This window comes from Giesbergeria sp., assembly GCF_028686475.1.
Taxonomy (GTDB): Bacteria; Pseudomonadota; Gammaproteobacteria; order Burkholderiales; family Burkholderiaceae_C; genus Simplicispira.
In genome coordinates, this window is sequence record NZ_JAQUCA010000014.1 from 40,277 (window position 1) to 54,519 (window position 14,243).

15 protein-coding genes are annotated in these 14,243 nt (G+C 54.1%); 7 read left to right on the forward strand and 8 right to left on the reverse strand.

What is annotated here, in order from left to right; translation table 11 throughout:
* Position 1: 1 nt before the first annotated feature.
* The 5 genes from PHX60_RS10455 to PHX60_RS10475 all read right to left on the reverse strand — a co-directional run bounded on the left by PHX60_RS10455 (position 2) and on the right by PHX60_RS10475 (position 4,598).
* Positions 2–1,009 (reverse strand): LLM class flavin-dependent oxidoreductase, encoded by a 1,008-nt coding sequence (locus PHX60_RS10455; protein ID WP_300077221.1) that lies wholly within the window; start codon positions 1,007–1,009, stop codon positions 2–4.
* Between the two features lie 4 nt (positions 1,010–1,013).
* Positions 1,014–1,187 (reverse strand): hypothetical protein, encoded by a 174-nt coding sequence (locus PHX60_RS10460; RefSeq protein ID WP_300077222.1) that lies wholly within the window; start codon positions 1,185–1,187, stop codon positions 1,014–1,016.
* A 255-nt stretch (positions 1,188–1,442) separates the two neighbouring features.
* The gene (locus tag PHX60_RS10465; RefSeq protein ID WP_300077223.1) at positions 1,443–2,519 is read right to left on the reverse strand and encodes an acyltransferase; all 1,077 of its coding nucleotides are present in this window, start codon (positions 2,517–2,519) and stop codon (positions 1,443–1,445) included.
* Positions 2,520–2,724: 205 nt separating this feature from the next.
* Positions 2,725–4,023, reverse strand: coding sequence for a TRAP transporter large permease (locus PHX60_RS10470; RefSeq protein WP_300077224.1), 1,299 nt, complete (start codon positions 4,021–4,023; stop codon positions 2,725–2,727).
* Entirely contained in the window at positions 4,020–4,598 is a 579-nt protein-coding gene (locus PHX60_RS10475; RefSeq protein ID WP_300077225.1) for a TRAP transporter small permease, read from the reverse strand. Before PHX60_RS10475 ends, PHX60_RS10470 begins: the two co-directional genes overlap by 4 nt.
* Before the next feature lie 81 nt (positions 4,599–4,679).
* On the opposite strand from PHX60_RS10475, the gene PHX60_RS10480 reads away from it, so the two are divergent.
* The 6 genes from PHX60_RS10480 to PHX60_RS10505 all read left to right on the forward strand — a co-directional run bounded on the left by PHX60_RS10480 (position 4,680) and on the right by PHX60_RS10505 (position 10,438).
* Positions 4,680–5,651: a LysR substrate-binding domain-containing protein gene (locus PHX60_RS10480; protein WP_300077226.1), complete on the forward strand. Its 972-nt coding sequence runs from the start codon at positions 4,680–4,682 to the stop codon at positions 5,649–5,651.
* Between the two features lie 81 nt (positions 5,652–5,732).
* Positions 5,733–6,632, forward strand: coding sequence for an amino acid ABC transporter substrate-binding protein (locus PHX60_RS10485; RefSeq protein ID WP_300077227.1), 900 nt, complete (start codon positions 5,733–5,735; stop codon positions 6,630–6,632).
* A gap of 142 nt (positions 6,633–6,774) precedes the next feature.
* Positions 6,775–8,205, forward strand: coding sequence for a transposase (locus tag PHX60_RS10490; RefSeq protein WP_300077228.1), 1,431 nt, complete (start codon positions 6,775–6,777; stop codon positions 8,203–8,205).
* A 51-nt stretch (positions 8,206–8,256) separates the two neighbouring features.
* A complete protein-coding gene (locus PHX60_RS10495; protein ID WP_300077229.1) occupies positions 8,257–9,009 on the forward strand; it encodes an amino acid ABC transporter permease in 753 nt (250 codons plus the stop codon).
* Between the two features lies 1 nt (position 9,010).
* Positions 9,011–9,676: an amino acid ABC transporter permease gene (locus PHX60_RS10500; protein WP_300077230.1), complete on the forward strand. Its 666-nt coding sequence runs from the start codon at positions 9,011–9,013 to the stop codon at positions 9,674–9,676.
* Between the two features lie 24 nt (positions 9,677–9,700).
* The gene (locus PHX60_RS10505) at positions 9,701–10,438 is read left to right on the forward strand and encodes an amino acid ABC transporter ATP-binding protein (RefSeq protein ID WP_300077231.1); all 738 of its coding nucleotides are present in this window, start codon (positions 9,701–9,703) and stop codon (positions 10,436–10,438) included.
* 130 nt (positions 10,439–10,568) lie between these two features.
* Here the strand turns inward: PHX60_RS10505 and PHX60_RS10510 are convergent, their stop codons facing one another.
* The 3 genes from PHX60_RS10510 to PHX60_RS16020 form a co-directional block, all read right to left on the reverse strand.
* Positions 10,569–11,093, reverse strand: a complete 525-nt coding sequence (locus tag PHX60_RS10510; protein ID WP_300077232.1) for a hypothetical protein — start codon at positions 11,091–11,093, stop codon at positions 10,569–10,571.
* Between the two features lie 135 nt (positions 11,094–11,228).
* A complete protein-coding gene (locus tag PHX60_RS10515; protein ID WP_300077233.1) occupies positions 11,229–11,552 on the reverse strand; it encodes a helix-turn-helix domain-containing protein in 324 nt (107 codons plus the stop codon).
* 104 nt (positions 11,553–11,656) lie between these two features.
* Positions 11,657–11,845 (reverse strand): hypothetical protein, encoded by a 189-nt coding sequence (locus PHX60_RS16020; RefSeq protein WP_366144380.1) that lies wholly within the window; start codon positions 11,843–11,845, stop codon positions 11,657–11,659.
* Between the two features lie 144 nt (positions 11,846–11,989).
* Between PHX60_RS16020 and PHX60_RS10525 the strand changes: the two genes are divergently transcribed.
* The gene (locus tag PHX60_RS10525; RefSeq protein ID WP_300077234.1) at positions 11,990–14,236 is read left to right on the forward strand and encodes a chemotaxis protein CheA; all 2,247 of its coding nucleotides are present in this window, start codon (positions 11,990–11,992) and stop codon (positions 14,234–14,236) included.
* Positions 14,237–14,243: the final 7 nt, after the last annotated feature.

Sequence of the window (14,243 nt, forward strand, 5' to 3'; positions counted from 1 at the left end):
GCTAAAGCGCAGCGTTGGCAGCGGCGGTCAGCTCTAAAGAGCGCAGGCGCAAATCGGGGTCAAATACATCACTGACCAAGATGAACTCGTCCGCCTGCGTGGCCTGTTGCAAAGCGCGCAGACCGGCCTGCATGGTTTGTGGCCCACCGACCACGGCAGCGGCCAGAAAATCGGCAATCCCGGCGCGCTCTTGGGTTCCAACGCTGCTCCAAAAATCAGCCACCGGTGGTGGCAAACGCCCACGTCGGCCCGTCAGGATGCCCAAAACGCGCTGGTAGGTGCTGCTGGCCAAATACTGCGCTTCTTCGTCGGTCGGCGCGGCAATCACCGGCACCCCCACCACCACATAGGGCTTAGCCAAGGTGGCCGATGGACGGAACAAGCGCCGGTATAACTCCAAGGCAGGCAGCAACATGCGCGGCGCAAAATGCGAGGCAAAGGCATAGGGCAAGCCCATCTGTGCAGCCAGTTGCGCCGAAAATAAGCTAGAACCCAACAGCCACAGCGGTACTTGGGTGCCTGCACCGGGCATCGCGGTGATGCGCTGGCCGGGCTGTGGTGGCCCTAGCAAACGCTGCACCTCGGCCACGTCGCGCGGAAAGTCCTCTTCGGTTTCGATACGGTCGCGGCGCAAGGCGCGCATGGTGGGGCCATCGGTGCCGGGGGCACGCCCTAACCCCAAATCAATACGCCCCGGATACAACTCGGCCAAGGTGCCGAAGGCTTCAGCCACCACCAAGGGCGCATGGTTGGGCAACATGATGCCACCCGAACCCACCCGAATGGTGCTGGTTTGACCCGCAATATGCCCCACCAGCACAGCCGTGGCCGAGCTGGCAATGCCGGGCATATTGTGGTGTTCGGCCACCCAATAGCGGGCAAAACCCAGCGCCTCGACATGCTGGGCGGTACGCACAGCCACCTGAAGCGCTTGGGCTACCGTGCCGCCCTCGCGCACGGCCACCAAGTCCAGCATGGACAGGGCCGGACGATGCACAGCGCTGGCCATGCAGTTATTGCGCGCTGCCAGCAGCGGGTTGGTCTGCGGGCGCGGAGTTGGTGGAAGGGGGTGTAGTGGGGGCGGGTTGTGCGGCTTTGGCAGCACGCAACAAGGCAGCCATCACATCGGCACGGATTTTTTCTGCTTGCGCTTGCAAATCAGCAGGGTTTTGGGTGTTTTCAGTCATCAGGTTGCGCGTGAAACCTCGGCAGTCATGCCGGGGAGGTAGAGCGCGGAACGCACGGCATTCCTTGCTTTGGGCCGTTACCTGCTCACGTCCATTTAATGGCCCGGTTGAAAAAGTAACTATCGCTATCTACCCACTGAGTATGCACCAAGCAGCTGGGCGACACGCCAAATTTATCCTATTGGCAGCGCGCTGGTAAGGAATTCCTTGAGCGCTACTTCCTAGCGAAGCAGCTGCCACAGCCGTGGCGCGTGCTTAATGAGCGGCTACTTGCTGGCTTTGCTCCACTGAATTGGCCCAACGACGGCCTATTTTTCTGAATGGATTTTCATAAAACCGATTTAATATCCAAGCAACAACAAGGGTTGCGCCTGCACAAACCATAGCATATTGCAAACTGGAAAACCAAGCTTTTGAAAATTCTAAAGCACTTGGCATTAAATTATGGAACAAATAAACCCCAAAACTTAAATTTCCAATCAAAATGGCAAATTTTTTCAACAGAGCAGAAGGATTTTGTATCAGCCCCACAAAACTTGCCATTAAAAAAGCATAGGAGACCGCGGCAAACAAACCCATATTGCCATTCAGCCATTTATTGTTATAAATGATAGCATCGCCACCTGTCTTGAAAATTTGCGCCAGAACCAACCACAATGCCACCCCCAGCGTAGCCAAGAGCAATCGCCACAGCAAACTTGGCTTAGCCATCACAACCATCCAAGTTAAAATCCCCAGACAAAATTCTACCAAAAGCCCCGGCAAATGAAAAATCATTATTTGGAAAATAAGATTTTTTGAATCCAAATTTTTCGCCAAAACAAAATGCAGGGCCAAGGCAGCAAAAAATAGCACACGCACTGGCTTGCCGCCTCTAAAGAGAACGCACAACAACGGAATAGCCAAATAAAACTCTATCTCTGGCGGCAAACTCCAAAAAGCCGGATTAAAATAAAAAGCTATTTCTTTAGACTCCAGTGTATGCAAGAAAAACAAATGCTCAAAGAAATATTCAATTGGAATTCCATTCAAATAACGCAACGCTGCATAGCTACACAAAGCCACCAAATAAAGCGGATAAATTCTAAAAATGCGCCGAATGAAGAAAGATTTTATTTGAATTTTTTTATGAAAAAAATAAGGGGCAAAAACAAAGCCACTGATAACAAAGAAAAGATTAACTCCGGTAAAAAAGAAATTCAATAAATTTCTCTCCATGCCAGCCAATGAATAATAATGCGCGTACATGACCATCATGGCGGCACACCCGCGCAAAAATTCTATAGACCATTCATTGTCTGGTGCGCTAGAAGGGGGTGGGTTAAAATTCATAAAAAATGTTTTGAATTTTTAAAAATTACTAATTTTTAAATAAAATGTTTAGATTTTAAGTAAGTCTGTGCAACCGATGTGGAATTTTTTGAGTAATTCTCTCAGTGAAGATGCTACCACGAAGGTTCTGCGTGATTACTTAGCAGTTTGATGGCCAGCGCTGATCATCCTGAGAAACTCCATGCAGCCACCCACGCAAGAAGGCTCAATAACCCAAACGCGCTGGAAGCCACAACGCCAGTGACGGGAAGGCAATCACCAACACCATCACCAAGAACATGGCCAGCAACATTGGGCCGACCCAGCGCACGGTGGACTCCATACGCACGCCAGCAATGCGGCACGATACCATCAAATTAACCGCCAAAGGCGGGGTAAATTGGCCCAGCGCCACCTTGAGCGTCAAAATCACGCCAAACCAAACCGGGTCCCAACCATAGTGCTGCATAATAGGCAACAGCAAGGGCACAAAAATCAAAAAGATGGAAATACCATCCAAAAACATGCCCACCGTCACCAGTAGCAAAATCAGCAGCGCCAGTACGCCATACTCCCCTAATCCAGAGTTGACAATCGCTTTAGCCACCGGGTCAATCACGCCCAAGGTAGAGAGCGAATAGGCAAAAATACCCGCCAGCGAGACCACCAATAAAATCACTGCCGACAGCTCGCCCGATTCACGCAGAATGGGATACAAATCGCGCACACTGATGGTGCGATGCACCACCATGCCGACAAACAGGCCATAAAACACCGCCACCACGGCGGCCTCGGTCGGGGTAAACCAACCAGCGCGCATACCGCCCAAAATCAGCACCGGGGCCGCCAAACCCCAGGCGGCATCGCGCAGGCTTTGCCAGAAAGGCGGGCGCGGCAACTCGGCTTCTTGTGCGCCCATGTGGTGGCGGCGTGCCATCCACACGGCAGGCACAACCAAGGCCACACCAGCCAAAATACCGGGCACCATACCGGCAGCAAACAAGGCGGGCACCGAGGCCCCCGGCACCAGCACCGAATAAATAATAAAGGCCACTGAGGGCGGAATCAAAATATCCGTGGCCGCTGCCGCACCGACCACACTGGCTGAGAATGAAGCCGGATAACCGGCGCGCGACATAGCGGCAATCATCACCCCACCCACTGCCGCTGCATTGGCAGGACCAGAGCCAGAGATACCGCCCAAAAACATGGCTACCGCAATAGCCACCAGCGGCAACATACCGGGGCCACGCCCGACGATGGCGACGGCAAAATTGACCAGCCGCAAGGCCACGCCCGAGCGGTCAAAAATCGAACCCACCAGCACAAACATCGGAATCGCCAGCAGCGGGTATTTGCCCAAGCCAGCATAAAAGTTCTGCGGCACTGCCAGCAGGCCAAACCATTGGCTATCCAGATTGGCCAATGCAATGGCAGCGGTTCCGGCCAGGCCCAAGGCAGCCCCAATCGGCACGCCTGCCAGCATCATCAACAAAAAGGCACTAAAGAGCAGCGTAGCAATCATGGCTGTTGCTCCGGCAAAAACTCCACATCGGGCTGTTTGCCACGCCGGATAAACAAACCAATGGCGCGCACACTCATCAAGGCCGACAAAATCGGTAGCCACACCGAATACCACCACTGTGGCACGCCAATACCCGGCGAAGTTTCTTCAAAACGGTAATCATCCCACACCACGCGCACGCTCAACACGGCAATCAGCGCAAACAGCAGAGCGACCATCAGCGCACCAAATTGGGCCAAAAAGCGCCGCCGTGCCCCCGAGCCACTCTCGGCAAAGTATTCAATGCGGATATGCCGGTCACGCGCCACCGCTGCCGAGCTGCCCACCAACGCCAGTGCAATCATCAGAAAGACTGAAATCTCCTCTGTCCACGCAATCGAGCTGTTGGTGAAATAACGCGCCAACACATTGGCCAGCGTAATCAAAGCCAAAGCGGCCATGATGCCCACGGTTAGGCTATCTTCGAGGCGCAAAGAGTGCAGCTCCGCACTGGGGGGATGTGGTGGCGCGGCAGAAGATGCAGCGGCTACCGCATCGGCAGCCACGTTGGAATCAGACTGGGCAGGGCATGGCATGAGAAAAAAGCAGCAAGATAGGTGCTTCTATTATGCGGCTCGCACCCCCAGCAGCGCAGCGACTGCACCGATAATCAGCCCATGGAAACCAAGTGGCTTGAAGACTTTGTCAGTCTGGCAGAAACCCGCAGCTTTAGCCGGTCGGCGCAGTTGCGCCATGTGACGCAACCGGCGTTCTCGCGGCGCATCCAGGCGCTAGAGGCTTGGGCAGGCACCGATTTGGTGGACCGTAGCTCTTACCCTACGCGCCTGACCGCTGCCGGTAAAACCCTGTACGACCAAGCGTTAGAGATGTTGCAGGCACTGCACAACACGCGCAGCACCTTGCGCGCGCATGGCAGTTCTAGCCAAGACATGATTGAGTTTGCCGTACCGCACACGCTGGCGTTTACTTTTTTTCCGGCGTGGGTCTCTAGCCTACGCAGCCAGTTTGGGCCATTCAAAAGCCGCCTGATTGCCCTGAACGTACACGATGCCGTGATGCGGCTGGTAGAAGGCAGCTGCGACTTGCTCATCACCTACCACCATGCATCGCAGCCGGTGCAATTGGATGCCCAACGCTACGACATGGTAGTGCTGGGCCAAGAAGTGCTGGCCCCGTACAGCAAGCCCGATGCCCAAGGCGAACCCCTGCACGCACTACCGGGTCGTGTGGCCCAGCCCTTGCCCTATTTGGGCTATGCGCCGGGGGCTTATTTGGGCGGCTTGACCGACATTTTGCTCAAACAAGCGACCAGCACCATCCATTTAGACCGGGTTTATGAAACCGACATGGCCGAAGGGCTGAAAGCGATGGCCTTAGAAGGCCACGGCCTAGCCTTTTTACCCTTCAGCGCGGTGGAAAGAGACTTGGGCAAAGGCCGTTTGGTGCGCGCCGAGCCAGCAGGGATGCCCGCACTGGAATTGACAATGGACATCCGCGCCTGCCGCGACAAGCCAGCTGCCAAAGAGACCGGGCGCGAAAGTAGCAAAAGTGCCGCCCAAGCGCTGTGGGATTTTTTGCAAAACGCTACCACGCACAGCACCCCTATCAGCCACAATGGGGCCACCTAGGCAAGTATCTTGCTAAGGTTGTTACGCATAGACACCTGACTGTCCCATTGCTAGTATTTATCCACGCAAAAGGAGTGCTTTATGAAAAAACACCTATTGGCCTTGGCCCTGACCAGTTTGGCCGCCACTGCCGTTGTCGCCCAAACCAACGACACGCTGGCAAAAATCAAGTCTTCGGGCAGCGTCACGCTGGGCGTGCGTGAGTCCTCGGGCTTGGGCTACACCTTGGGCAATGGCAAGTATGTGGGTTTTCATACCGAGATGGGTGAGCGCGTGCTGGCCGACATCCAAAAGCAACTCGGTTTGGCCAAATTAGACGTTAAATACCAACCGGTCACCTCGCAAAACCGCATTCCGCTGGTCACCAATGGCACGGTAGATTTGGAATGTGGCTCCACCACCAACAACGCAGCACGACAAAAAGATGTCTCTTTTGCCATCACCACCTATGTGGAAGAAGTGCGTATGGCCGTTAAAACCAATTCGGGCATCCAAGATATTAAAGATTTGAATGGCAAAAGCGTAGCCGTGACCACCGGCACCACCTCGGTGCAGCATTTGCGTAAACATGAACGTGCTGGCGGCATTGACTTTAAGGAAGTCATGGGCAAAGACCATGCCGATAGCTTCTTGCTGCTAGAAACTGGCCGGGCCGATGCCTTTGTGATGGACGCTTCTATTTTGGCCGCCAATATCTCTAAAGCCAAAAATCCAGCAGACTTCAAAATTGTCGGTGAAGTGATTTCGGTAGAGCCTATTGCCTGTATGTTGCGTAAAGACGATACTGCCTTCAAAAAGGCGGTGGACGATAGCATCAAACGCCAAATTGCCGATGGCTCACTGGCCAAGCTGTACGATAAATGGTTTATGCAGCCCGTGCCACCCACCAATACCAAAATTGGTCTGCCCATATCTGAGGCCACCAAAGCGGCTTGGGCCAACCCCAACAACAAACCCCTCGAAGATTACTTGAAAAAGTAAGATAACCCACTTATCCTGCCCCTTCAAGCCAATTGGTTTGAACTCCTTGCGAGCGCATTCCCCACCCTAGCCGCTAGGCAGGGTGCGGGTCAAGCGAGCGGCACTTGCAAAGTGCCTGCTGGATAAGGAATAGAATCATCCGATGCAAATTGGCAACCGTTTTCGTTGTTACCCCACTCCAGCACAAGAAAAAGTGCTGTTGCAATGGATAGGTTGCCAGCGTTTTATCTACAACGCCAAGGTGCAAGAAGACCGCTATTTTCGCACCTTTGCCCGCAAGTCACTCGACCATACCGGGCAGTTTGCCCCCATAGACCAGCAATACAGCCAGTTCAAGCACCCAGAACTGACCCCGTGGCTCTCGGAGGTGCCTAGCCAGCTGTTACGCAATGGTGCCGCCAAATGGATGCAGGCTTACAGCCGTTTCTTTGCCGGTTTGGCTGGCCGCCCCACTATCCAAGCCAAGTATGGTAAACAATCGGTGTGGCTTACGCGCGAATTGTTTTCCTTTGAGCCTATCAAAGATGAGACCGGAAAAGTCACGCACCACCTGCTGCATCTTGGCACCAAAAAGCATCCCCTGGACTGCTTGGCTTTTACAGCGCACCGTGATTACGCGCTGCCAGCTTCCATCCACCTGAGCATCCATGCCGGGCGCTGGCATGTGTCTTTCAACTATGACGATGGCATTGCTGAGCCTAGCGTTGAGGAAATCACCCAATGGCTACGCAGCTTCAGCACTGCTGAACTAAGCAGCGTCACACTGGGTTTGGACAGAGGTGTCAAGATTCCACTGGCGGCCAGCAATGGACAGCAGTTTGATTTCCGGGCAATAGAAAAAAAGCGTTTAACCCAGCAAGAAAAGCGCAAAAAGCGCTGGCAACGCCGCCAAGCGCGTCGGGTTAAAGGTTCAGGACGCTGGAAAAAAGCCAAGCAGCGTGTAGCCCAATGCCAGCAATACGCTACTGACCTGCGCCGCGATTTTTGCCACCAAACCAGCCATGCCTTGGTAGCAGACCCAGCCTACAAGCTGTATGTATTTGAGGCGCTCAAAGTCAAAAACATGACCGCCAGTGCCAAAGGCGATACCGAAAAACCGGGTAAGAACGTCCAGCAGAAAGCTGGCCTGAATCGTGCCATCTTGGCTTCAGGCTGGGGGCAAATCAAGGTTTACACACAATACAAAGCCCTGCGCGCAGGCAAACTGTGCATCGAAGTGCCCGCACACTATTCTTCGCAGGAGTGCAGCCACTGCGGTTTCACTCACCCAGACAACCGGCACTCTCAAGCCGCGTTTGTTTGCCAAAGCTGCCATTGCACTGACAACGCCGATACCAATGCCGCCAAAGTGCTGGTTAAACGCGGAGTAGCCCTGATGCTGGGCGAGGGTGTAGCCAAGAAGAAAGTCAAGCGGGCAAGGGTTAAAAAACAAAAGGTAGGGGCGGAATGCTCCAAACCGGCGGGTGCAAACCAGCCTACGCTCGTGGAGACATGGGTAAACCGTCCAGATGGCAACATCTTGGCGTACCGGTCGATGAAGCGAGAAACCCCAGCTACAACGCTTTGCGTTTAGCTGTGGGAGATTTCATGGGGCTTTTTTGTCGGTAGCAGAAAGGAGCAAGCGATGGCTTGGGATTGGCAAGTGTTCTGCGAGGACACCTTAGAGCGCACGCCCATACAGGGCTGCTTTGGCAAAGGCGGCAGTGTCACCTATTTGGATTGGATGCTATCGGCCTGGGGCTGGACTTTATCGGTATCGCTGCTGGCGCTTTTGCTGGCATTATTATTGGGTACGCTGGTAGGCACTTTGCGTACCCTGCCCGATAGCCCGCGTATCGTTAAACTGGGCAATGCGTGGGTAGAGCTGTTTCGCAATATTCCATTATTGGTACAGATTTTCTTATGGTACCACGTCATTCCCACTTTGGTACCGGCTTTGCAAGCAGTGCCCGGTTTTGTGCTGGTGGTGCTGGCACTGGGCTTTTTTACCTCGGCACGCATTGCCGAGCAGGTGCGCTCGGGCATTGAAACTTTACCACGCGGTCAACGCTATGCCGCGCTGGCGATGGGTTTTACCACCTTCCAGAGCTACCGCTATGTGCTGCTACCAGCGGCGTTTCGCATTATCATTCCACCGCTGACCAGCGAGACGATGAACATTTTCAAAAACTCCTCGGTGGCGTTTGCTGTCTCGGTGGCCGAATTGACGATGTTTGCCATGCAGGCACAAGAAGAAACCTCACGCGGCATCGAGGTCTATTTGGCCGTTACGCTGCTGTATATGCTATCGGCTTTTGCGATTAACCGCATTATGGCTTGGATTGAGCAACGTGTGCGCGTGCCGGGCTTGCAAGCCGCCAGCGCAGGAGGGCACTGAGATGCAGCTCGATTTTTCTTTCTATAACTGGGCTTTGATTCACGATTTTGTGCTGAAAGGGCTAGGCTTTAGCCTGATGCTGACCGCCATTGCCACCATCGGTGGTATTTTGTTGGGCACAGTATTGGCACTAATGCGCTTGTCAGGGCGCAAATGGCTGGATGTGCCCGCCACCATTTACGTGAATGGAATGCGTAGCATTCCACTGGTGATGGTGATTCTGTGGGTGTTTTTGCTGGCCCCGTTGCTGGTAGGGCGACCGATTGGGGCTGAACTATCCGCGATAGTGACTTTTGTTGCTTTTGAGGCAGCCTATTTTAGCGAGATTATGCGTGCGGGCATTCAGGCTATTCCGCGCGGCCAAGTATTTGCCGGGCAGGCTTTGGGCATGACTTACGGCCAAAATATGCGTTTTATTGTCTTGCCACAGGCTTTTCGTAATATGCTGCCAGTGCTTTTGACACAAACTATTATTCTGTTTCAAGACACCTCTTTGGTCTATGCGATTGGCGCTTACGATATGCTCAAAGGCTTTGAAATAGCAGGCAAAAACTTTGGTCGCCCGATGGAGGCTTATTTGGCAGCAGCGGCCTTCTATTTTATCATTTGTTATGCGCTATCATGGGCGGTCAAGCGCCTGCACCGCAAAATTGCCATTATCCGTTAAAGCAAAGCACCGAAAGGAATTGCCATGATTGAATTAAAAAACGTTTCCAAATGGTATGGCAACTACCAAGTGCTGACCGATTGCTCGGCCCGTATTGGCCGGGGCGAAGTGGTGGTAGTGTGTGGGCCGTCTGGCTCGGGTAAATCTACCTTGATTAAAACCATCAATGCGCTAGAACCTATCCAATCCGGCGAAATTTGGGTGGACCGCGTGCCCCTGCACGACCCAAAAACCAATTTACCCAAACTGCGCGCCCATGTGGGCATGGTGTTCCAGCATTTTGAATTGTTTCCGCATCTGTCAGTCACGGAGAATTTAACCATTGCCCAAATCAAGGTGTTAGGGCGCACGCCAGAGGAGGCCCAACAACGTGGCCTCAAAATGTTAGACCGCGTAGGCTTGATGGCACACAAAGACAAATTTCCGGGCCAGCTCTCGGGCGGCCAACAACAACGTGTCGCGATTGCCCGCGCCTTGAGCATGGACCCTATCGTGATGCTGTTTGACGAACCCACCAGCGCGCTCGACCCGGAAATGGTGGGCGAAGTGCTGGATGTTATGACAGGCTTGGCCCACGAGGGCATGACGATGATGTGCGTCACCCACGAAATGGGCTTTGCGCGCCAAGTGGCCAGCAGGGTGATTTTTATGGATGTGGGCGGCAAAATTTTGGAAGATTGCTCTAAGGATGATTTTTTTAACCACCCAGAAGCACGCCAACCGCGCACCAAAGAGTTTTTGAACAAAATTTTGCAGCACTGAATGGCTTTTTTACACAAATCTGAAATAAAACGGCATTCGCCTTACCCCAGACGGATTTATTATGCCACAGGTACCGTCACAGGACGGCCCATTTGTGTCAAGGCTCGCCACTAGAATGATGATTCAGGCTTCAACCAATTTGTTTCTTTGTGCAGTTCTTTTTTGCAAAATCCGACAACTTGTATTCATGCATGCCATACTGATCTTTTTTGGTCACAAAAAATAACTTGCTAGCAAGCTCGCCTGAAATAACCTGACCATGTAAATCAAAGAAAGTTATTCTGTTCTCTCTGCTCGGCAATAGCTGTGCAATTTTGCGTAAGGAAACCTCCTTGACAGTGCCCTCTTCAAATCCGTCAGCTCGACTGCCATTTCCAACCCAAATCGCATATTTAAATGTACAAGAACCACTACTGGTGGTGGAATTTTTCTTGCTCAAGAAGTCACGTTTAGCATCTTTGTAGGCACGCTCTTCGATTTTTGAAGGGTCTCTGGAGTTTCCGATGCAAAATGCTGCAGGCCCACCGCCATAATCAGACTCAAAGCTCTCTGTGGCACATGTATAAGCCTCTTTATACTCTGAGGAACTACTGCTTGGCGCAGCACACAAACCAGATGAAAAAAATACCATCAAAATACTAAGTAACTTTTTCAAAACCATCTCCAATTCCTCATTTTAGAAATGGAAACTTAAACTGAGGGGATGCTTAAGTCGCCCAGCGAACCAAGGTAAGCGACGGCTGGAGGCCGTCCGATTGAGCGCAAAGTTAGAACCCAAGCCGTTGTATTTTTAAGCGGTCGCCAATTCCTGTGACAACTCAGGATGTGACACCATTAACCTGAACAGGCACAGCACGCCACCGGGCGGCTTGAAGCGGCCCTGCTCCCAATCGCGCAGCGTAGTTACTGGTGTCTCAATGCGCCGGGCAAAATCAGCCTGTGACAAGCCTGTTTTCTGGCGGGCTTGACGCAACAAAATTTGCTCTGGCGTAGTCACGCGAGCGCCCACGCCAGACTGCACCTCAGCCAGAGCCTGCCGAATGTCGGGCAGGGCCTCACCCATATCTGCCTCAATGGCGGCAGCCACTTTTTCAAGATCAAAATGTCGCTTCATCATGCTCTCCGGTTGCGTTGGATGTCGCTGGCTGGCATATTTTCCCGATCAGCCTTGACGTACACCGCAAACAGTTCAACTACACCTTCTTCGGTGTAGTTGAACTAAATCACCTGTGCCCCGCTGCGCTTGCCTTTGCCCTGAACGACCCAGCGCACTTTCCGTGCGCCCTCAGCACCCGGAATCACATCACCGGCCAAGGGGTTGACTGCAATCCAATCGATGAAAGCGTGACGTTCGCCCTCTGTCCAGATGCTGGCTGCTTGACGTTGAAAGGTAGGGTGTTCAACCACTGTTTGTATGGCTCGATTGTACGGAAATCCCGTATTTGATTGCACCGTCTCTAACGGGCGAGGTAAGCCGACCGCAGAATTTTGTCCATACCAGTGTCACAAATGGCGGCTACCTTCTAAGCCTATGCCACGCCATCGAACACCATGAATTTGGATGAAATTTTGCAGACTTTCATCGTCGAAAGTCGTGAATTGCTAGAAAGCATGGAGCAGGCGCTGCTGCAACTGGAGCAGGCCCCTGCCGATGCTGAATTGCTCAATGCCATCTTCCGGGCGGCCCACACCATCAAAGGCTCCGCCAGCTTGTTTGGCTTAGAGCATTTGGTGGCCTTTACCCACCATGCCGAAAACGTGCTGGACCAAGTGCGTGGCGGCGAGGTGCCACTGTCGCGCGATTTGGTGGCATTGTTGCTGCAAGTGCGTGACCATCTGGCCGTGTTGATTGACCATATCGAGGCCGGTAGCACGCCCGATGCCAGCATTCATGCCCAAAGCCAGCAGCTGATGCAGGCGCTGCAAGCCTGTAGCCCATCATTATCATCATCAGCGGAGCCAGAACCTCTGGCCGTTGCCACACCAGCACCCGCCCTACCCCAGACACCCTTGGAAGATTTACCAGTCGCTGCAACCAGCGACTGGCACATCAGCCTCTACGCTGGCCCCAATTTGCTACGCGACGGCATGGAACCAATGGCCTTGCTGCATTGTTTGGCGGGCATGGGGCGCGTGGTGGGCTTGGCAACCATCAGCCAGGCACTGCCCGATGTGGCCGAGATGGACTCCGAGACTTGCTACCTCGGCTTTGCCCTGCGCTACCACAGCGATTTAAGCGCCCAGGCCATCGAAGGGGTGTTTGAGTTTGCGCGCGACTGCGCCCAAGTGTGCATTGTGCCGCCACACAGTCCCTTGCAGCAGTATCGCCAAGCGCTGCCCCCAGAGCCAAACCAAGACCAAGCCGTCCATGCAGCATGGATGCAAGCCTTGCAAGATTGCGGCAGCTTGACGGCACCAGAGCTGGCTCTGTTGTGGCCGCCACCACCAGCCACCAGCAGCGCGCCCACGGTACCAACGCCCGCAGCACCTGCACCACCACCCGCAGCAGCAGCCAAAACCACCGAGAGCGCCCTTATCCGTGTGCAAGCCGATACGCTCGATGCCCACATCAACCTGATAGGCGAATTGATTATCGCCAGCGCTGGGCTGCATCTGGCCGTGGCCAACAGTGGCCTGCCGCAGTTGCAAGAGGCCGCTTCGGTGGTAGCACGCTTGGTGGAGTCGGTGCGCGGCTCGGCTTTGCAGTTACGCATGGTGCAAATTGGGGCCACTTTTAACAAGTTTCAGCGTGTGGTGCGCGAGGTGTCGCAAGACATCGGCAAAGACATCGCACTAGACATCAGCGGGGCCGATACCGAGTTGGACAAAACCGTGATTGAAAAAATTGGTGACCCGCTCACCCATTTGGTGCGTAACGCCATCGACCACGGCATTGAACCGGTAGCGGTGCGTATGGCGCGCGGCAAACCAGCCCAAGGGCGGGTGCGTCTGCACGCTTGCCACGATGCGGGCAATATTTTGATTGAAGTCTCGGACGATGGCGGCGGCTTGTCGTCCGAGCGCATTTTGGCCAAAGCCATCGAGCGCGGTTTGGTGCGCCCCGAGCAAACTTTAAGCCCCCACGAAATCCAGCAGTTGATTTTTGAGCCGGGCTTTTCTACCGCCGAGCAGGTGAACAACCTCTCGGGCCGGGGGGTGGGCATGGACGTGGTGCGGCGCAACATTGCCGCCTTGCGCGGCAGCATCGAAATCCAAAGCGCCGAGGGCCAAGGCACCCGCATCCGCATCCGTTTGCCCCTGACGCTGGCGATTATTGACGGCTTCTTGGTCACGGTGGGCGATTCGTCTTTGGTGATTCCCTTAGACATGGTGGAAGAGTGCATCGAGTTGACCCCAGAAACCGCGCAACAAACCAAGGGCCACGATGTGTTCCCGCTGCGCGATGAATTGCTGCCCATGATTCGCCTGCGCCAATGGTTTGGCTTGCCCGAACCGTCCAGCTTGCCCAGCGGGTTTGTCAGCCAAGCCGATGCCCTATTGGGGTCAGACCCCACAGCACGCGCAAACTTGGTCGTAGTGCGCTGTGGTGAGCGGCGTGCTGGCCTGCTGGTCGATGCCTTGCAAGGTGAATACCAAACCGTGATTCGCCCCTTGGGGCCAGTGTTTCATGGCCTGCCCGGCATGAGTGGCTTCACCATTTTGGGCACGGGCCGGGTGGCCCTGATTGTGGATGTTCTGGAATTGCTGGCCAGCGTCGCCAGCGGCCATACCCTCAACGACAACGCTGGTGCTGGCGGTGCTACCACCTCCACGCCACAGCACCTCAGCGTCGCCTGACAAGCGT